Source organism: Ancylobacter lacus (genome assembly GCF_018390635.1).
Lineage (GTDB): Bacteria > Pseudomonadota > Alphaproteobacteria > Rhizobiales > Xanthobacteraceae > Ancylobacter > Ancylobacter lacus.
The window spans coordinates 25,098-43,553 of the sequence record NZ_JAHBGE010000066.1 but is presented as its reverse complement, the minus strand read 5'-3'; the positions used below and the strand labels follow the sequence as shown (position 1 = coordinate 43,553).

The window sequence follows — 18,456 nt, the reverse complement described above, 5'->3', positions numbered from 1 at the left end:
TCCGAAAGCGCGAGACGCGGGCGGAGCCACCGGCCTCACGCCTCGCCGACGGTCTCGAACAGCACCGCGTCCATCGCTTCGCGGGCGGTCTTGCCCGCCCATACGACGAATTGGAAGGCGGGGAAATAGCGCTCCACCGCGGTGACCGCACATTCCATCAGCGCCTCGCACTGCCGGTCGGTCGCCTCCGCCCCGGCCAGCAGCAGGGCGTGCCGGAACATGATCACCCCCTCTTTCGACCAGAGGTCGAAATGGCCGATCCACATCTGCTCGTTTATGAGCGAGAGCAGGCGGAGCACCTCGGTCCGGCGCTTCTCCGGCACCTTCAGGTCGAAGGCGCAGGCGACATGGAGCGCCTCGATCTCGTCCATCCACTGGAAGGAGACGTGGCAGTCGGTCCAGCGGCCTTCGAGCGAGATGGTGATCTCGTCCTCGGTGGAACGCTCGAACGACCACTCGTTGAGCGCGGCCATGCGCTCGACCAGATCCAGCGGATTGAGGCGGGTCTCAGTCTCGAAGTCAGTATAGGTCATGCTCGACCTCGCGAGGTTTGGCGCGGGGAGGGTCGAACGCACGCAACGCGACGATCAGTCCAGCGAACCGCCTGAATCGGCAATCGAATCGCTTCGCCAACCACTATACCGCGCAGGATCGTTACCTCGCTACGACCGTTGGCCGTGGCCGCCGTGCAGGACGACCACGGATGGAAAGGTCCGGGATTCGGCGGCGGCGGGCAAGCACGACCAGCGCCGGAGCCCGCTGCATCCACAGGGCACCACCCCCGCCCGGCGGCAACCACCCGAGAAAGAGGGCAGACCCGTGAATTCTCAAACAGTCGTGCCCGCGGCCGCGGCCTCGAGCCGGGCCAGCCGGGCCTCCAGCTCGGCCACGCGCGCGGCCAGACGCTCGCTCTCCTCGCGGGCGGCGACGGCAACGTCGCGCACCGTGTCGAACTCCTCGCGGGTCACCACGTCCAGCTCGCGCAGCACGCGCTCGGCCTGAGAGCGCATCACGTTTTCCGCCTCGCGACGCACGCCGGTCGCAACGCCTGCCGCGTCATTCATCAAGCGGGCGAAGTCGTCGAAAATACGGCCGGTGGTCTGGGTCATGGTCATCTCCGGGGCGCCGAACGCACAACGCCTGTGGCGCGACAATGGGCATTCGCCTCGCGCTTCGCAAGGGCAGCAGGCCATCCACCCCGGATTTACGGAGGCGCAGGCACGCATCTGTCTTGATCCGGCCACGCGACGCAGGCATGAGCACACGGCCATGCCGCGTGCCCCGCGGCCCGTGCCCGCGCCGTGCGATCGAGAACGAAGGATGCCATGCCGCTGCTCGCGCTCCCCTTCCCGAACATCGATCCGGTGCTGATCGAGCTGGGGCCTTTCGCCATCCGCTGGTATGCGCTCGCCTATGTCGCCGGCCTCATGCTGGGCTGGTGGCTGGCGAAGCGGCTGTGCGAGCGCGAGGCGCTGTGGGGGGGACGCCCCGCCATCCCGCCGGAAGCGTTCGACGATGCGGTGGTGTGGGTGGCGTTCGGCGTCATCCTGGGCGGGCGCATCGGCTACGTACTGTTCTACAACTTCAGCTATTACGCCGCCCATCCCCTCGACGCGCTCACGGTCTGGCATGGCGGCATGTCGTTCCATGGCGGGTTCCTCGGCTCCATTCTCGCCATGGCGCTGTTCTGCCGGCGGCGCGGACTGCCGCTGCTCTCCATGCTGGACATCGCCGCAGCGGTGGTGCCGATCGGCCTGTTCCTCGGCCGCCTCGCCAATTTCATCAATGGCGAGCTGTGGGGCCGGATAACCGACGTGCCGTGGGCCTTCGTCTTTCCCCATGGCGGGCCGTTTCCCCGCCATCCCAGCCAGCTCTATGAAGCCGGGCTGGAGGGGCTGCTGATCTTCACCATGCTGATGCTGGCGGTGCGCCGCGGCGCGCTCGGCCGGCCCGGCACGGTCGCCGGCCTGTTCGTGTTCCTCTACGGCTGCGCCCGCATCACCGTGGAATTCGTGCGCGAGCCCGATCCGCAGCTCGGCTATCTCTATGGCGGCTGGCTCACCATGGGCATGCTGCTGTCCCTGCCCATGCTGGCGGTCGGGGCGACGCTCATCCTGAGGGCACGGCGCCGGCCTGTGCCCGACGCCCGGCCGACGCCCTGATGCCGACCCCGCTCGCCCGCCGCATCGCCACGCTCATTGAGGCCGGCGGCGCCCCGCTCAGCGTCGAGGACTACATGCGGACCTGCCTGCTCGACCCCGAGCATGGCTACTATACCAATGCCGAGCCCTTCGGCCGCGCGGGCGACTTCGTCACCGCACCGGAGATCAGCCAGATGTTCGGCGAACTGCTCGGGCTGTGGGCGGCGGATGGCTGGCTGCGGCTCGGGCAGCCCACGGCCTTCGTGCTGGCCGAGCTCGGCCCCGGCCGCGGCACCATGATGAGCGACATGCTGCGGGCCACGCGTCGGGTCCCCGGCTTGCGGGAAGCGGCGCGCATCGTGCTGGTGGAGGCCTCGCCGCGGCTGCGCGCGCGGCAGGCGGCCACGCTGGCCGAGGAGATCGCGCGCGGCGGCATCTCCTGGGCCGACCGGCTGGAAGACCTGCCGCCCGGGCCGCTCTTGCTGCTGGCCAACGAGTTCTTCGACGCCCTGCCGATCCGGCAGTACCAGCGCACCGCGACGGGTTTCGCCGAACGCCGTGTCGGCACGGATGGGGCGGGCAACCTGCGCTGGGGATTGTCGCCGGTCGTGCCGCCGCCGGCGGTTGCCCGTCGGCTCGGCCCGGCCGGACCGGGCACCCTGCTGGAGACCTGCCCGCCCGGCGAGGCCATCGCCGCGGCTCTCGGTGCGCGGCTGGCCGCAAGCGGCGGGGCCGCGCTGCTGGTTGACTATGGCCATGCCGGCGGTTTCGGCGACACGCTGCAGGCGATCTGGCGGCAGGGCTTCGACGACCCCCTCGCCCATCCCGGCGAGGCGGACCTCACCGCCCATGTGGATTTCGCCGCCCTCGCCCGTAGCGCCCGCTTGGCCGGCGCCTCCAGCTTCGGCCCGATCGGCCAGGGCGAGCTGCTGCGCCGGCTCGGGCTGGAGGCGCGCGCCGAACGGTTGAAGCGCGGCGCCGAGCCCGCCGCCGCCGCGGGGATCGACGCCGCCGTGGCCCGGCTGGCCGGCCCCGGGCCGGAGGGCATGGGCGCGCTCTTCAAGGCCCTCGCCCTGGCGCACCCTGCGCTCGGCGAGGTGGCGGGCTTTTCCGCCGACGACACGACCGAGGGAGAGGCCGGATGAAGAGCGAGTCACCTGCACGAATCGAGTCGCCCGCGCTGGCGAAGCTGCCGGGCATCCGCCACGGCTTCTTCACCCGACAGGGCGGCGTCTCCGGCGGCATCTACGGCGCCCTGAACGGCGGCACCGGATCGCGCGACGACCCCGCCCATGTCGCCGAGAACCGCGCCCGCATGGCGGCAGCGCTTGGGGTGGAGCCGGCCCGCTTCCTCACCTGCTACCAGGTTCATTCGCCGGACTGCGTCGCCGTCGACGCGCCGTGGGAGGCCCGCCCCCATGCCGATGCGGTGGCGACCGCGACGCCTGGCATCGCGGTGAGCGTGTCGATCGCCGATTGCGGGCCGGTGCTGTTCGCCGATTCCGAGGCGGGGGTGGTCGGTGCTGCCCACGCCGGCTGGAAAGGTGCCGTCGGCGGCGTGCTGGAGAGCACGCTGGCCCGCATGGAGGAGCTCGGCGCCCGCCGCACCCGCATCGTCGCCGCCATCGGCCCGCTGATCCGCCAGCCCAGCTACGAGGTCGGGCCGGAATTCGTCGACAGGCTCACGGCGCTGGACGTCGGCAACGCCCGTTTCTTCATACCCTCCACCACGGCCGGGCACGCCCTGTTCGATCTGCCCGGCTACATCGCGGCGCGGCTGGAGCGGGCCGGCGTCGGCACCATCGACGATCTGGGCCTCGACACCTATGCCGATGCCGGACGATTCTTCAGCTACCGTCGTGCCACGCATCAGGGTGAGCCGGACTATGGCCGGCTGATCGCCGCGATCGTGCTCGACTGACCCCCGCCACCACAGAGCGCTGGCCCATGACCCTGCATTTCACCGAAGCCGAATTCGAACGCCGCCGCCAGCGCCTGCTCGCCGAGATCGCCGGACGCCGCCTCGACGGCCTGCTGATGTTCCAGCAGGAATCGATGTACTGGCTCACCGGCTACGACACGTTCGGCTTCTGCTTCTTCCAGGCCCTGTGGTGCGGGGCCGACGGCCGGCTGGCGCTGCTGACCCGCTCGGCCGACCTGCGGCAGGCGCAGCACACCTCGATCATCGAGGACATCCGGGTCTGGCGAGACGCCAAGGACTCCACCCCGCAGCAGCAGCTTCGCGCGATGCTGGCGGATCTCGGGGTAACCTCCGGCGCCCGCATCGGCGTCGAATATGACAGCTACGGCCTCACCGCCGCCAATGGCCGCCGGCTCGACGCCGCCTTCGACGGCTTTGCCGTGCTGGAGGATGCCTCCGGGCTGGTGGACAGGCTGCGCGCGGTGAAGTCCGCCGCCGAGATCATCTATGTGCGGCAGGCTGCCCGGCTGGCTCTCGACGCCCGCCGCGCCGGAGTCGAGATGGTCGGCCCCGGCATGGACGAGGGCGACGTGCTCGCCGCGATGCAGGGGGCGGTGTTCAAGGGCGGCGGCGACTACCCCGCCAACGAGTTCATCATCGGTTCCGGCCGCGACGCGCTGCTCTGCCGCTACAAGTCCGGCCGGCGGCGGCTGGAGAGCGAGGACCAGATCACGCTGGAATGGGCCGGCGCCTATCGCCGCTACCACGCCGCGATGATGGAGACCGTGGTCGTCGGCCCGCCGCGCGACCGCCATCTGGAACTGTTCGCCGCCGCCCGGCAGGCGATGGAGGCCTGCGCCGCCGCGCTGGTGCCCGGACGCACGGCGGGGGAGGTGTTCGCCGCCCATGCCCATGTCATGGACGGCCACGGCCTCGCCGAACATCGGCTCGCCGCCTGCGGCTACTCGCTTGGCGCCAAGTTCACGCCGTCCTGGATGGACCCGCCGATGTTCTACGCGGACAATGACGGGTTGTTGGAGCCCGGCATGGTGATGTTCGCCCATATGATCCTGATGGACAGCGCCACGGGCACGGCGATGTGCCTTGGCCGAACGTTTCTCGTAACGGTTGAAGGGAACGAGTGCCTCACCCCCGCCCCGCTGGACCTGCTGGTTAAATAGCCTTAACCATTCCTTAACCAAGGGCTGTGGCCACGCGGCATCCGCGCGGCCACAGCGCCGGAAGTGGGGAATGGTGGATGAACGACGCGTCGCGCGGCCTAGGCTTTCCGGTCCTTCCCATGCTCGCGGCGCTTGCCGCGCTGGCGATGGCCGGATGCCAGACGACCCGCGGACCCGTCGCTACCGGCCCTTCGGCCAGCGCCACCTCCGGTGCCCCGGTGACGGCGATGGCGCCGGTTTCCACAGGCAAAACCGTCGCCTTCGAGTCGATCGACGGCCCGCCCCAGCCGGTTTTCGCCAAGCTGGTTAACAGCCTCGGCACGGGCGCGACCAGACGGCAGATCGATGTCGTCTCGCGCGAGAGCGCGGCCACCTACCGCGTGCGGGGATACCTTGCCGCCAGCGTCGAGGATGGCAAGGGCACCGTGGACTGGGCCTGGGACGTGTTCGACGATACCGACCGGGTGCGCGTGATGCGGGTCGCCGGCACCGAGCAGGTCGGGAGCGGCGACGACGTGTGGGACCAGCTCGACCAGGCCGAACTCGACCGGATCGCGGCCAAGGGCCTCGACGGCATCGTGGCCCAGCTCGCCGATGCCTCCGACGGCAATGCGGCCCCTGCTCAGACCTCGGCGGCACCTGCTGCCCACGAGCCGGCCGCCGTCGACGGCGCGGTCGAGATTGCGCCGACCGAGGACGGGTCGGACTCGGTCGGGGCGGCGGCCTCTGCCGCTGCGGCAGACGCTACGGCAATCGCCGACGCCCCGGCGGCCCTTGCGCTGGCGCCGCGCTCCTGAGGCAGCCGGACGCAGGGAGCACGGGCTTCTGCCCTCACGCGCCGGGCACGACGAGAGCGGGCATTCCCCGGCTTTACACCGTCGCCCGGCCCGCCTATCAGGGCTTCGCGACGGCCAAGCGACGGCCCTCGCGCCGATAGGACGGCTTGGAGCGCGCCGGAATGTCCACCAATAACGGATCCATCAAAATCGTTGCCGGCAACGCCAACCGACCCCTGGCGGAGGCGGTGGGCGCCTATCTCTCGACATCGCTGACGCAGGCCGTGGTGCGGCGTTTCGCCGACATGGAGATCTTCGTCGAGATCCAGGAGAATGTGCGCGGCAAGGATGTCTTCATCCTGCAGTCGACCTCGTTCCCGACCAACGACAATCTCATGGAGCTGCTCATCATCACCGATGCGCTGCGCCGCTCCTCCGCCCGTCGCATCACGGCCGTGCTGCCCTATTTCGGCTATGCCCGGCAGGACCGCCGTTCCTCCGGCCGCACCCCCATTTCGGCCAAGCTGGTGGCCAACCTCATCACCCACGCCGGCGCCGACCGCGTGCTGACGGTGGACCTGCATGCCGGCCAGATCCAGGGCTTCTTCGACATCCCGACCGACAATCTGTTTGCGGCTCCGGTGATGGTGCAGGACATCAAGTCGCGCTTCGACCTCTCCAACATCACCGTGGTGTCGCCGGATGTCGGCGGCGTGGTGCGTGCCCGGGCGCTGGCCAAGCGCATCGACGCCCGCCTCGCCATCGTCGACAAGCGCCGCGAGCGTCCCGGCGAGAGCGAGGTGATGAACGTGATCGGCGACGTCGAGGGCACGCGCTGCATCCTCGTCGACGACATCGTCGATTCCGGCGGCACGCTGGTGAACGCGGCCGATGCCCTGCTGGCCCGCGGCGCTCTCGAAGTCTACGCCTACATCACCCATGGCGTGCTGTCGGGAGGCGCGGTGGCCCGCGTCACCGCGTCGAACCTCAAGGAACTGGTGATCACCGACTCGATCCAGCCGACCGAGGCCGTGCGCGTCGCCCGCAACATCCGCGTCGTCTCCATCGCGACGCTGATCGGCGAGGCCATCAGCCGTACGGCGCATGAAGAAAGCGTCTCCGGCCTGTTCGACTAAGTCGCCAGCGAGCCCTGCGCGAGGCGCATGGCGGCGACAAAAGCCGAGTCATCTCAGTCGGCTGGTCTTCCGGCTTCTCCATGGAACGGCCGGGGAATTGCCCTTCCCGGCGAGTGTTCCAGGCGGCTGCCTTTTTCGGTCCATTTTTCGTGGCGAATCTGCCGTGAGGCTTGAACGACACGAAGGAGGTCGGATGCAGCGCCCCCTGCTTGCCGCCCTGCTGGCGCTTTCCGTGACAGCGCCCGCCCATGCTGACCAGCCTGCCGTCGACCCCTGGGCGGGCATCGCCATACTCGACCCGGCCGAGGCGCCGGCTCCTGTCGAGAGCGCGAGCCCCTATGAGGACGCCGTCGCCAATGCGGAGGCCCCCGCCGAGGATCACGATGCCAGTGACGGCACGCCGATGACCATCACCGTCTCGCCCCCGCCCCAGCAGGGCGCGCCGGCGGACAGCGCTTCTCCCGCCGCGGGTGAAGCGGGCACATCGCCCGATCCCGGCTATGTCTGGTCGACCCTCGGCGGCTTCGTGCCGCCCACCCCCGCCACAGAGGGGCCGACGCCGGCCGAGCAGGTGATAAAGAACGCAGCCGGCCGTTCTGCCACCACGTCGGCCAAGCGCACACTGCCGACCAGCCTCGATCTCTCCCACGGCCCGGCCAGCGTGAATGTCAGCACCAGCGTTTCCGCCAACGCGCCGGTCTCCTCGGCACTGGCCGCGTCCGCCGGCGGCGCGTCGGGCGAGGTGAAAGGCCGCATCGACTACGCCCTCGACAGCCTCGTGATCTATGGCACGGGCAATGTCGGCGCCGCTGCCGGCCGATCGGCCGTCTCGCTCTCCGACGGCTCGGCAATCGGCAGCACCTACAAGGTGCCGCTCACGCCGGATGGCGAAACGCTGGGCATGTCGGCGGAGCTCGCCAACCAGTCGAGCGTGAACACATCCGTGGAACTGCGCGGCCCGCTCGGACCGTTCGAGCGCTTCTTCTCGGTGGAGCACGCGCGCACCATCGGCACCACCGGCACCGAAACGGTGAAGGCGGGCATCCTCGGCAAGTTCTAGAAGGCCCCTCGAGGCGGGGCCGCCGGCCCCTGCGAAGATTGCCCCGCCGGCGCTTTGCTGCTATGAGCCCGCCGTCGTCCGGCCTATCCGCACCCCTGGAGGCGCGTCGGGCGACGTCGAACCTCGATCGCCTGACGTGACGGGCCGCGAAAGCGGCCTTGTTTCGTTGGGCATGACCCATGAAGGAACATAGCCCATGACCGCCATCAAGGAACTGAAGGCGTCGGCGCGCACGAAGGTCGGCAAGGGGGCCGCTCGTGCAGAACGCCGCGCCGGTCGCGTGCCCGCCGTCATCTATGGCGACGGCAAGGCCCCTCTCGGCATCACGCTCGACTACACCGAGATCACCCGCACCATCTATGCCGGCCACTTCCTCACCACGCTGTTCAACGTGGATGTCGAGGGCGAGAAGCACCGCGTGATCCCGCGCGACTACCAGCTCGACCCGCTGAAGGACCTGCCGCTGCATGTCGACTTCCTGCGCGTCGCCGTCGGCGCCACGCTGACCGTCGACGTCCCGGTCCACTTCAGCAACGCCGAGACCGCTCCGGGCATCAAAGCCGGCGGCACGCTGAACGTCGTCGCCCACACGGTGGAGCTGAACGTGCCGGCCGACGCCATTCCCGAGGCGATCACCGTCGATCTCGGCAAGGCCGGGCTGGGCGATTCGATCCACCTCTCGCAGGTGGCGCTGCCCGCCGGCGTGACCTGGGCCGGCCATGGCGACGACACCCTCGTCACGATCGCGGCTCCCTCGGGCCTCAAGGAAGCCGAGGCTGACGAGGCCGCTGCTGCTGCGGCCGCCGCGGCGACCCCGGGCAAGAAGTGATCTGACACGCGTTTCTGGCCGGGAGCCTGCCTGATGTTCCTCTTCACGGGGCTCGGCAATCCCGGCCCGAAATATGCCGGCAACCGGCACAATATCGGCTTCATGGCGGTGGACGCGATCGTGCGCCGCCACCGGTTCTCGCCGTGGCGCCGCCGCTTCCAGGGCGCCGCCTGCGAGGGCGAGATTGCCGGCGAAAAGGTCCTGGCGCTGCTGCCCGAGACCTACATGAACGAGAGCGGCCGCGCCGTGGCCGAGGCCCAGCGCTTCTACAAGATCGCGCTCGGCGACGTGGTGGTGTTCCATGACGAGCTCGACCTCGCGCCGGCCAAGGTGCGGGTGAAGACCGGCGGCGGCAATGCCGGGCATAACGGCCTGCGCTCCATCACCGCCCATTGCGGCAATGATTACGCCCGCGTCCGGCTCGGCATCGGCCATCCCGGCGACAAGGCGCTGGTCACCCACTTCGTGCTGAACGACTTCGCCAAGGCGGAACAGCCCTGGGTCGAGGCTGTGTGCGACGGCTGCGCCGAGCTGGCCGAGCTGCTGATCCAGCGCAAGGTCGACGAGTTCCAGAGCCGGCTGCATCTGCTTCTCGAGGCGCGCGGCATCGATCCCGCGGCCCCGCACAAGGGCTGAACCCGGCGCCGCGCCGACGCCGGCGATAGGTCGGCCGCGCGAAACCGGGCGCAGCAGGCTCACGGGCCACGCCCTTGCCCGTCTTGCCGGCACGGCGGGGATTGCGGTCGGCGCGCCCGGGCCTTACCACGCTCCCAGCACAGCAACCCTTACCTGACGGTCTTCCCCCATGGGCTTCAAATGCGGCATCGTCGGCCTGCCGAATGTCGGCAAGTCGACTCTCTTCAACGCCCTCACCCAGACGGCGGCGGCGCAGGCGGCGAATTACCCGTTCTGCACCATCGAGCCCAATGTCGGCGATGTCGCGGTTCCCGATCCGCGCCTTGAGACGCTGGCGAAGATCGCCGGTTCCCAGCAGATCATCCCGACCCGCCTCACCTTCGTCGACATCGCCGGGCTGGTGCGCGGCGCCTCCAAGGGCGAGGGTCTCGGCAACCAGTTCCTCGCCAATATCCGCGAATGCGACGCCATCGCCCATGTGGTGCGCTGCTTCGAGGATTCCGACGTCACCCACGTCGAGGGCAAGCTCGCCCCGCTCTCCGACATCGAGACCATCGAGACCGAGCTGATGCTCGCCGACCTCGAAAGCCTGGAAAAGCGCGCCGCAGCTCTCGAGAAGAAGGCCAAGGGCGGTGACAAGGATGCCCGCGAACTGCTCGACCTCATGAACCGCGCCCTCGTGCTGCTGCGGGAGGGCAAGCCCGCGCGCCTCGTGGAGGTGAAGCCGGAGGAGGAGAAGGCGTTCCGTATGTTGGGCCTGCTCTCCTCGAAGCCGGTGCTCTATGTCTGCAATGTCGAGGAGGCCTCCGCGCGCGAGGGCAACGCGCTGTCCCGCGAGGTCTTCGCCCGTGCCGCCGAGGAGGGCGCCAAGGCGGTGGTGGTCTCGGCCAAGATCGAAAGCGAGATCGCTGTGCTGCCGGCGGCCGAACAGAAGGACTATCTCGAGGCCATCGAGCTGGAGGAGCCCGGCCTCAACCGCATCATCCGCAGCGGCTACGAGCTGCTGAAGCTCGTCACCTACTTCACCGTAGGCCCGAAGGAAGCCCGCGCCTGGACCATCACCGCCGGCACCAAGGCGCCGGGAGCGGCGGGCGTCATCCACTCGGACTTCGAGAAGGGCTTCATCCGGGCCGAGACCATCGCCTTCGACGACTATGTCCGCGGCAATGGCGAGGCCGGGGCCCGCGATGCCGGCCGGCTGCGGCTGGAAGGCAAGGAATATGTCGTGGCGGATGGGGACGTGCTGCATTTCCGCTTCAACACCTGAGGCGGGGCTGCAGCCGCTTGACGCCGGCGCCGGCCTCCCGTGAGATCGGCTGCAGGCGGAGTCGCATCCGCCGCGAGGGCGGCGCCGAACAGCCGCCCACCGTAGCCCGCAGGGAGAGCGCCGCCGTCCATGCTGTTCTGGGAGGATTTCCACGAAGGCCATGTGGCGAGCTGCGGCCGCTATGTGGTGGGGCGCGAGGAAATACTCGCCTTCGCCCGCGACTTCGACCCGACACCGATCCACCTTGATGATGCCGCCGCTGCGGCGACGCCGCTGGCGGGCCTTGCCGCCTCCGGCTGGCATATCTGCGCCATCTTCCAGCGCCTGCTGACCGACGGGCTGCTGCTCAAGGCCGAGTGCCTTGGCTCGCCCGGCATCGAGGAGGCGCGGTTCCTCCAGCCCGTGCATCCCGGCGCGGTGTTGAGCCTGCGCCGCGCGGTGCTGGAGACCCGCGCCTCGAAGAGCCGGCCGGAAATGGGGCTGGTCAAGTTCCGTTTCGAGCTGCTCGACAGTGCCGGCACCGCGGTGTTCGAACTGGTGGGAACCCTGCTGTTCGGGCGGCGCAACCCCGGGGCGCGGCTGGCATGAGGTTCTTCGAGGACATCGCGGTCGGCGATACGGAAAAGCTTGGCAGCCACACCTTCTTCGAGGACGAGATCATCGCGTTTGCCCGCTCGTGGGATCCCCAACCGTTCCACATCGATCCGCTGCTGGCCATGCGCACCCATTTCGGCGGCCTCGCCGCCTCCGGCTGGCACACCGCGGCGGTCTGGGCCCGGCTGCGGGCCGCGGCCCAGGCCCGGCTGCACGAGCAGCTCCGTGCCCGCGGCGAGCGCGCCCCCCGCATTGGCCCCTCCCCCGGCTTCAAGAACCTCAACTGGCTGAAACCGGTGCGACCGGGCGACACCATCTCGTTCGTCAGCGAGGTCACCGCCAAAAAGCCGAGCGCGAGCCGGCCGGAATGGGGCCTCGTCTTCACCCACGAAACCGGCACCAACCAGTACGGCCGCCTCGCCTTCGAATTCACCAACTGCGTGTTCGTGGAACGTGTGGAGGCGTGAGCCCCGCCGCCACGCTGCGCGTTCTGGTCTGGACCGCGGACAGGGCCAGCCTCGGGACGCCGCGGGGCCGCACAATCCGCGACGGGCTGCACCGGGTGGACGCCGACCTGATCTGCCTCACCGAAGCCTCTGCCGACCTGCTGCCGCCCGGCCATGTCGTCACCAGCTCGCCCTTTCCATACGGGCCCGCGAAGACGGCGGTAAGAAAGGTCGTGCTCTGGAGCCGCTCGCCCTGGACGGAGGCGGACGATGTCGGCCATCCCGACCTGCCGCCGGGCCGTTTCGTCCACGCGCGGACACAAACCTGCCTTGGCCCCGTGTCGATCGCCGGCCTGTGCATCCCCTACAGCGGCGCCGGCATGCGGGAGCGCGGCAGAGCCAGATGGAAGGAGCACGAGGACTATCTCGATGCGCTCGGCCGGTTTCTTCCGGAAGCGGGCGGCGGCCCCGAGCTGCTGGTGGGGGATTTCAACCAGCACCTGCCCCGCCAGACGCAGCCGCTGCGCGTCCACCAGAAGCTGGCGGGCCTGCTGGGACGCGGCTACACGGTCGCGACCGAGGCTCCCCTGCCGCCTGCCCCAGGCGCAGCCGACGACACGCCGGACCGCAGCCTTGAGCACCTCGCCCACGGTCCGCGCTGGCGCTGCGAGGCACGCGCCACACTGTCCCGGAAGACTGCGGCGGGCATGAACATGTCCGACCGCAACGGGCTCGTCCTCACCCTCGCTCGGGCGTGAGGACCCGGGATGCCCGGCCCGGGCGACGCCCGCCGTTCTTCAGCACCACCTCAACGAAAAAGGGCCCCGTGAGGGGCCCTGATCCATACTGCGCCGAAGGCTGGTCTCAGTGGACGCTCTTCCACACCTTCTTCTTGGTGAAGTAGAGCAGGCCGGCAAAGACAATGAGGAAGATCATCACCTGGAAGCCGATGCGCTTGCGCTCCTCGAGGTGAGGCTCGGCGAGCCACATCATGAAGGCGGTGACGTCGCGGGAATACTGGTCCACCGTCTGGGGCGTGCCGTCGGTGTAGGTCACCTGGTCAGCCGAGAGCGGCGGCGGCATCTTGATGGCGTGGCCGGGGAAATACTCGTTGTAATAGGCGCCCTCCGGCACGGTGACGCCCTCGGGAGCGTCCTTGTAGCCGTTCAGCAGGGCATGGATGTAATCCGGTCCCTGCTCCTGATACTGGCGCACGATGTCGATGAGGAAGCCCGGGAAGCCGACCTCATAGGTGCGCGCCTTGGCCAGCACCGAGAAGTCCGGCGGATAGGCGCCGCCATTGGACGCGCGGGCCGCCTGCTCGTTCGGGAAGGGCGAGGGCCAATGGTCCGACAGGCGGCCGGGGCGCTCGAACATGTCGCCGGCGTCGTTGGGGCCGTCCTGAACCTTGTAGGCCTCGGCCACCGTCTTGGCCTGCGCCTCGGAGAATTCCGGGCCGCCCGGCTGGGCCAGGTTGCGGAAGGCGAAGAGGTGCGCCGCATGGCAGGAGGAGCACACCTCGCGGAACACCTGGAAGCCGCGCTGAACCTGGGCGCGGTCGAACTTGCCGAACGGACCGGCGAAGGTCCAGCTCTCGCGGTGCGGCTTGGGCGCCCCGTGGCCTTCCTGGGCGAACGCCGCCGGGGCCGCGGCCAGCATCGCGACCGCGGTCACGACGCCGAAGGAGAGCGAGCGGAGGGAAGCAAAGCGCATGTTCATCGTTCCTGCTCCGCTCACGCCGATTTCGTCTTGCCGAGCACCGCCTCGGTGATCGAGGCCGGCACCTGCCGGGGCTTCTCGAACAGGCCGAGCAGCGGCAGGATGATCAGGAAGTGGGCGAAGTACCAGATGGTCAGGATGCGGCCGGCGATCACATAGCCACCTTCCGCCGGCTTGGAGCCGAGCCAGCCCAGCCCGATGCACACCGCCACCCAGATCCAGAAGAACTGGCGGAACAGCGGGCGGTAGGCCGCCGAGCGTACCTTGGAGGTGTCGAGCCACGGCACGAAGAACAGCACGATGATCGCGCCGAACATGGTGAGCACGCCGCCGAGCTTGTCCGGCACCGAGCGCAGCATCGCGTAGAACGGCAGGTAGTACCATTCCGGCACGATGTGGGCCGGGGTCACCAGCGGGTTGGCGGGGATGTAGTTGTCGGCATGGCCGAGATAGTTCGGGATGTAGAACACGAACCAGGCGAAGAAGAGCAGGAAGCACACCATCGCGAAGCCATCCTTGATGGTCGCGTAGGGGGTGAAGGGCACGGTGTCCTTCGGCGTCTTCGGCTCGACGCCGGTGGGGTTGTTCTGGCCGACCACATGCAGCGCCCAGACGTGCAGGATCACGACGCCCGCGATCATGAAGGGCAGCAGGTAGTGCAGGGAGAAGAACCGGTTCAGCGTCGGGTTGTCGACGGCAAAGCCGCCCCACAGCCACTCGACGATGGTCGGCCCGACCACCGGGAAGGCGGAAAACAGATTGGTGATGACGGTGGCGCCCCAGAAGCTCATCTGCCCCCACGGCAGCACGTAGCCCATGAAGCCGGTCGCCATCATCAGGAGGTAGATGATCACGCCGAGGATCCAGAGCACCTCGCGCGGGGCCTTGTAGGACCCGTAATAGAGGCCGCGGAACATGTGGATGTACACCGCGATGAAGAACATCGAGGCGCCGTTGGCGTGGATGTAGCGGAGCAGCCAGCCATAGCTGACATCGCGCATGATGTGCTCGACCGAGTCGAAGGCGAGCGTGACATGCGGGGTGTAGTGCATCACCAGCACGACGCCGGAGAGGATCTGGCAGACCAGCATCAGCGACAGGATGCCGCCGAAGGTCCACCAGTAGTTCAGGTTCCGCGGCGTCGGATACGCCACAAAGGAGGAATGCAGCAGCCCGACCAGGGGAAGCCGGCTCTCGAACCACTTCAGCGCCGGGTTCTTCGGCTCGAATGTCGCGTGTCCGCTCATGGTGATGTCGTCCCTTGAACCCGGATCAACCGATGGAGATCTTCGTGTCGGACACGAAGCTGTAGGGCGGGATCGCAAGGTTCTCGGGCGCCGGTCCGCGCCGCACGCGGCCTGCGCTGTCATACTCGGAACCGTGGCAGGGGCAGAACCAGCCGTCATACTCGCCGGAATGGCCGATCGGGACGCAGCCGAGATGGGTGCAGATGCCGATCACCACCAGCCACTTCTCGCGATCGGCCGCGGCACGGTTGGCATCGGTCGCCGGCGCATCCGCCGGCAGATTGGCGTTGCGCGCCACCGGGTCGATGAGCTGGGAGAGCTGGACGGACTTTGCCTTGGCGATGTCGTCCGGCGTGCGGTTCCACACGAAGACCGGCTTGCCGCGCCATTTCACCGTGATGATCTGGCCTTCGGCGACCTGGGTCAGGTCGACCTCGGTGGAGGAGAGCGCCAGCACCGAGGCGTCCGGCTGCAGCTGGGAGATGAAGGGCCATACCAGCGCAGCCGCCCCGACCGCGCCGACCGCCCCGGTGGCGATGTACAGGAAGTCGCGGCGAGTGGTTTCCGCCGTCTCGGTTGATGCCACGTTCGGTTCCCTTTCCCTCGACTGCGCCGTTCCACCCCACGACCGGCGCACCCCCAGGGCACCCGGCGGACGGGACGCGGCCCGCGAAACCGGACGCCACCCCCTGAACCGGGGTCCGGCGCCGTCCCGGGAGACGGGAGACGCCGTCAGGGCCCCGCGCGCCGCGAGGCCGGTGACGCAGCGCCGCCAACGCGAAGCCACGTACCTTCGACCGCCTCTAATTGCATCGTCGCTGCCCCTTGTCCAGATCGCGGCAGTGCGTCAGTGAGTCCTGCCTTGCCCGGCGGCAGCACCTTGACTCCCGCACGGCGCTGCCGCCGCGTCATCCCCGCGGTGAATCGCCACAGAACCGCATCCCGGACGTGGCACCCTCCGCCTCTCACCGGGCGCCCTTGAAGGTTCCAGCCATGCCGCCCGCGCTCGCGCTCTACCAGCCTGACATCGCCAAGAACGCGGGCACCCTCGCCCGGGCGGCGGCCTGCCTCGCCGTGCCGCTGCACATCATCGAGCCCGCGGGCTTTCCTGTGGGTGATGCCGGCTTCCGCCGCGCCGGCATGGACTATCTCGACCGCGCGGCGATCCGACGCCACAGCTCCTTCGCCGCCTTCGAGAGCTGGCGCCGGAGCGAAGGCCGCCGGCTGGTGCTGTGCACGACCCGCGGCTCACAACCCTATACCGGCTTCGCCTTCGCCGCCGGCGACCTGCTGCTGCTCGGCCGCGAGAGCGCCGGCGTGCCGGATGCGGTGCACGGCGCGGCGGATGCGCGCATCGTCATCCCGCTGGCGCCGGGCGCGCGCTCGCTGAACGTCGCTCTGGCCGGCGCGATGATTCTCGGCGAGGCACTGCGGCAGGTGGGGGCGTGGCCGGCGGCTCCGGCGGGCTGAGCCCGCTCATTCCGCCGCCTCGGCCTCCTCCCCCTCGGCATCGAGGAAGCCGCCGGACTGGCGCTGCCAGAGCCGGGCGTAAAGCCCGCCGCGCGCCACCAGCTCGGCATGGGTACCGGTCTCCACCACCCGGCCATGCTCCATCACCACCAGCCGGTCCATGCGGGCGATGGTCGAGAGCCGGTGGGCGATGGCGATGACGGTCTTTTCCGCCATCAGCTCGTCGAGATTGGACTGGATCGCCGCCTCCACCTCGGAATCGAGCGCCGAGGTCGCTTCGTCCAGCACCAGGATCGGCGCGTCCTTCAGCAGCACGCGGGCGATGGCGATGCGCTGGCGCTGGCCGCCGGACAGCTTCACCCCGCGCTCGCCGACATGGGCGTCGAGTCCGCGCCGGCCCTGCGGGTCGACCAGGGTCCCGATGAAGGCGTCGGCATGGGCGCGCCGCGCGGCAAGGGCGATCGCCTCCTCGCCGGCCTCGGGGCGGCCATAGCGGATGTTGTCGCGCACCGAGCGGTGCAGCAGCGACGTGTCCTGCGTCACCACCCCGATCTCGGCGCGCAGCGATTCCTGCGAGACCGTGGAAATGTCCTGACCGTCGATGAGGATGCGGCCGCGCTCGGGGTCGTAGAAGCGCAGCAGCAGGCTCACCAGCGTCGACTTGCCGGCACCGGACGGGCCGACCAGACCGACCCGCTCGCCGGGCTTCAGCACGAGGTCCAGCCCCTCTATGACTCCCTCGCCTTTTCCGTAATGGAACGAGACCTGCTCGAAGCGGATCTCGCCCCGCGGCACCTGCAGGGCCGGCGCCTTGACGGTGTCGACGACGGTATGGGGCTGGGCAATGGAGAGAATCGCCTCCTGCACCGTGCCAACATTCTCGAACACGCCGGTCACCACCCACATGATCCAGCCGGACATGTTGGTGATGCGGATGGCGAGCCCGGTGGAGAGTGCGATGGCGCCGAGATTGATCGCCCCGGTCGACCACAGCCACACGCCGAGCGCGCCGACCGCCCCCAGCATGACGCTGTTCAGCACGCTGATGGTGAGCGCCATCCGCGTGATCTGCCGCTGCTGGGCGCGAAAATCGCTATTGTGGGCCTCGAGGGCGTCGCGGACATAGGCGTCCTCGCGGTCGCCATGGGCGAAGAGCTTCACCGTCATCACATTGGTGTAGCTGTCGACGATGCGGCCGGAGAGCATCGAGTTCGCGCCCGAGGTCGCCTTGGAAAGCTGGCGCACCTTCGGCACGAAGCGCGACAGCGCGAAGATGTAGAGCCCGATCCACAGCACCATCGGCACCGCGAGCCGCCAGTCGGCCTCGGCGAACAGGATGACGGCACTCACGGCATAGACGGTGACGTACCAGAGCGCATCGATGACCTCGACCACCGAGCCGCGCAGCGCCGGGCCGGCCTGCATCACCCGGTTGGCGACGCGACCGGCGAAGTCGCCCTGGAAATAGGCGAGGCTCTGGCGGATCACCCAGCGGTAGGACTGCCAGCGAATCAGGCTGCCCACATTGGCGGTGATGGTCTGGCGAACCAGCACGTCGTGCAGCGCATTGGCGCAGGGCCGCGCCACCACCACGACGAACGCCATCCACAGCATCAGCCGGCCATGGTCGGCGAAGATGGTCTGCGGCGAGGAACCCTGCAGGAGGTCCACGATCTGCCCGACATAGCGGAACAGCGACACCTCGATGAGCGCGACAAGGAAGGCGGCGCCGAGCGCGGCGACGAACACCCAGCCGGTCTGCCGCACGAAGTGCCAGTAGAACCGCCCGAGCTGCTCCGGCGGCCGCACGATGGCCGCGGGACGGAACGGATCGACCAGATTCTCGAAGAAGGTGAAGAGCCGCGTGAACATGGCGGGCCTTTTGCGCCGCCGATGCGGCGCCAGTGTGTCGGGTAAGCCCGCCCTGTGGCAAAGGCGCGCGGCGTTGCAGGGAACAGCATGCGGCGGCGGCGCGAGCATCGGGCCGAACGGTATCATCGAACGGACATGAAAGCCTCGTAAGGCTCGGTCAG

General features: G+C 69.1%; 19 protein-coding genes and 1 pseudogene. 14 read left to right on the top strand and 6 right to left on the bottom strand.

What is annotated here, in order from left to right; all coding sequences use genetic code 11:
• Nucleotides 1-35: 35 nt before the first annotated feature.
• Nucleotides 36-533, bottom strand: a complete 498-nt coding sequence (locus KHC27_RS16900; protein WP_213340570.1) for a type III secretion system chaperone family protein — start codon at nt 531-533, stop codon at nt 36-38.
• Between the two features lie 294 nt (nt 534-827).
• On the bottom strand, nt 828-1,109 hold the full coding sequence (locus tag KHC27_RS16895) for an accessory factor UbiK family protein (RefSeq protein ID WP_213340569.1): 282 nt from the start codon (nt 1,107-1,109) through the stop codon (nt 828-830).
• 216 nt (nt 1,110-1,325) lie between these two features.
• Here KHC27_RS16895 and lgt point away from each other — a divergent pair, with 216 nt between their 5' ends.
• The 13 genes from lgt (at nt 1,326) to KHC27_RS16830 (ending at nt 12,745) form a co-directional block, all read left to right on the top strand.
• Nucleotides 1,326-2,162, top strand: a complete 837-nt coding sequence (gene lgt / locus KHC27_RS16890; RefSeq protein WP_213340568.1) for a prolipoprotein diacylglyceryl transferase — start codon at nt 1,326-1,328, stop codon at nt 2,160-2,162.
• Entirely contained in the window at nt 2,162-3,286 is a 1,125-nt protein-coding gene (locus tag KHC27_RS16885; protein ID WP_213340567.1) for a class I SAM-dependent methyltransferase, read from the top strand. The genes lgt and KHC27_RS16885 overlap by 1 nt, the downstream gene beginning before the upstream one ends.
• On the top strand, nt 3,283-4,062 hold the full coding sequence (gene pgeF, locus KHC27_RS16880) for a peptidoglycan editing factor PgeF (protein ID WP_213340566.1): 780 nt from the start codon (nt 3,283-3,285) through the stop codon (nt 4,060-4,062). Before KHC27_RS16885 ends, pgeF begins: the two co-directional genes overlap by 4 nt.
• A gap of 26 nt (nt 4,063-4,088) precedes the next feature.
• Nucleotides 4,089-5,243 (top strand): M24 family metallopeptidase, encoded by a 1,155-nt coding sequence (locus KHC27_RS16875; RefSeq protein ID WP_213340565.1) that lies wholly within the window; start codon nt 4,089-4,091, stop codon nt 5,241-5,243.
• 77 nt (nt 5,244-5,320) lie between these two features.
• On the top strand, nt 5,321-6,040 hold the full coding sequence (locus KHC27_RS16870; RefSeq protein WP_213340564.1) for a hypothetical protein: 720 nt from the start codon (nt 5,321-5,323) through the stop codon (nt 6,038-6,040).
• 161 nt (nt 6,041-6,201) lie between these two features.
• On the top strand, nt 6,202-7,155 hold the full coding sequence (locus KHC27_RS16865) for a ribose-phosphate pyrophosphokinase (RefSeq protein WP_213340563.1): 954 nt from the start codon (nt 6,202-6,204) through the stop codon (nt 7,153-7,155).
• Nucleotides 7,156-7,348: 193 nt separating this feature from the next.
• Nucleotides 7,349-8,215 (top strand): hypothetical protein, encoded by an 867-nt coding sequence (locus tag KHC27_RS16860; protein WP_213340562.1) that lies wholly within the window; start codon nt 7,349-7,351, stop codon nt 8,213-8,215.
• A 196-nt stretch (nt 8,216-8,411) separates the two neighbouring features.
• Nucleotides 8,412-9,044 carry a 50S ribosomal protein L25/general stress protein Ctc gene (locus tag KHC27_RS16855; RefSeq protein WP_213340561.1) on the top strand — a complete coding sequence of 211 codons (633 nt, stop codon included), beginning with the start codon at nt 8,412-8,414 and terminating at the stop codon, nt 9,042-9,044.
• 33 nt (nt 9,045-9,077) lie between these two features.
• Complete coding sequence (pth, locus tag KHC27_RS16850; protein WP_213340560.1) at nt 9,078-9,680, top strand: aminoacyl-tRNA hydrolase; 603 nt, start codon at nt 9,078-9,080, stop codon at nt 9,678-9,680.
• Between the two features lie 169 nt (nt 9,681-9,849).
• Entirely contained in the window at nt 9,850-10,947 is a 1,098-nt protein-coding gene (ychF, locus tag KHC27_RS16845) for a redox-regulated ATPase YchF (protein ID WP_213340559.1), read from the top strand.
• 129 nt (nt 10,948-11,076) lie between these two features.
• Entirely contained in the window at nt 11,077-11,535 is a 459-nt protein-coding gene (locus KHC27_RS16840; RefSeq protein ID WP_213340558.1) for a MaoC/PaaZ C-terminal domain-containing protein, read from the top strand.
• Entirely contained in the window at nt 11,532-12,008 is a 477-nt protein-coding gene (locus tag KHC27_RS16835; protein WP_213340557.1) for a MaoC family dehydratase, read from the top strand. The genes KHC27_RS16840 and KHC27_RS16835 overlap by 4 nt, the downstream gene beginning before the upstream one ends.
• Nucleotides 12,005-12,745, top strand: coding sequence for an endonuclease/exonuclease/phosphatase family protein (locus KHC27_RS16830; RefSeq protein ID WP_213340556.1), 741 nt, complete (start codon nt 12,005-12,007; stop codon nt 12,743-12,745). The genes KHC27_RS16835 and KHC27_RS16830 overlap by 4 nt, the downstream gene beginning before the upstream one ends.
• A 106-nt stretch (nt 12,746-12,851) precedes the next feature.
• Here the strand turns inward: KHC27_RS16830 and KHC27_RS16825 are convergent.
• From KHC27_RS16825 to petA, 3 genes and pseudogenes are all read right to left on the bottom strand, one after another.
• A pseudogene (locus KHC27_RS16825) lies at nt 12,852-13,577 on the bottom strand (cytochrome c1); the annotation flags it as partial.
• A 143-nt stretch (nt 13,578-13,720) separates the two neighbouring features.
• Complete coding sequence (locus KHC27_RS16820) at nt 13,721-14,953, bottom strand: cytochrome b (RefSeq protein WP_213340554.1); 1,233 nt, start codon at nt 14,951-14,953, stop codon at nt 13,721-13,723.
• A 25-nt stretch (nt 14,954-14,978) separates the two neighbouring features.
• Nucleotides 14,979-15,539: a ubiquinol-cytochrome c reductase iron-sulfur subunit gene (petA, locus tag KHC27_RS16815; RefSeq protein ID WP_213340553.1), complete on the bottom strand. Its 561-nt coding sequence runs from the start codon at nt 15,537-15,539 to the stop codon at nt 14,979-14,981.
• Nucleotides 15,540-15,946: 407 nt separating this feature from the next.
• Here petA and KHC27_RS16810 point away from each other — a divergent pair, with 407 nt between their 5' ends.
• Entirely contained in the window at nt 15,947-16,423 is a 477-nt protein-coding gene (locus KHC27_RS16810; protein WP_213340552.1) for a tRNA (cytidine(34)-2'-O)-methyltransferase, read from the top strand.
• 6 nt (nt 16,424-16,429) lie between these two features.
• Here the strand turns inward: KHC27_RS16810 and KHC27_RS16805 are convergent, their stop codons facing one another.
• The gene (locus KHC27_RS16805; protein ID WP_213340551.1) at nt 16,430-18,295 is read right to left on the bottom strand and encodes an ABC transporter ATP-binding protein; all 1,866 of its coding nucleotides are present in this window, start codon (nt 18,293-18,295) and stop codon (nt 16,430-16,432) included.
• Between the last annotated feature and the right edge of the window lie 161 nt (nt 18,296-18,456).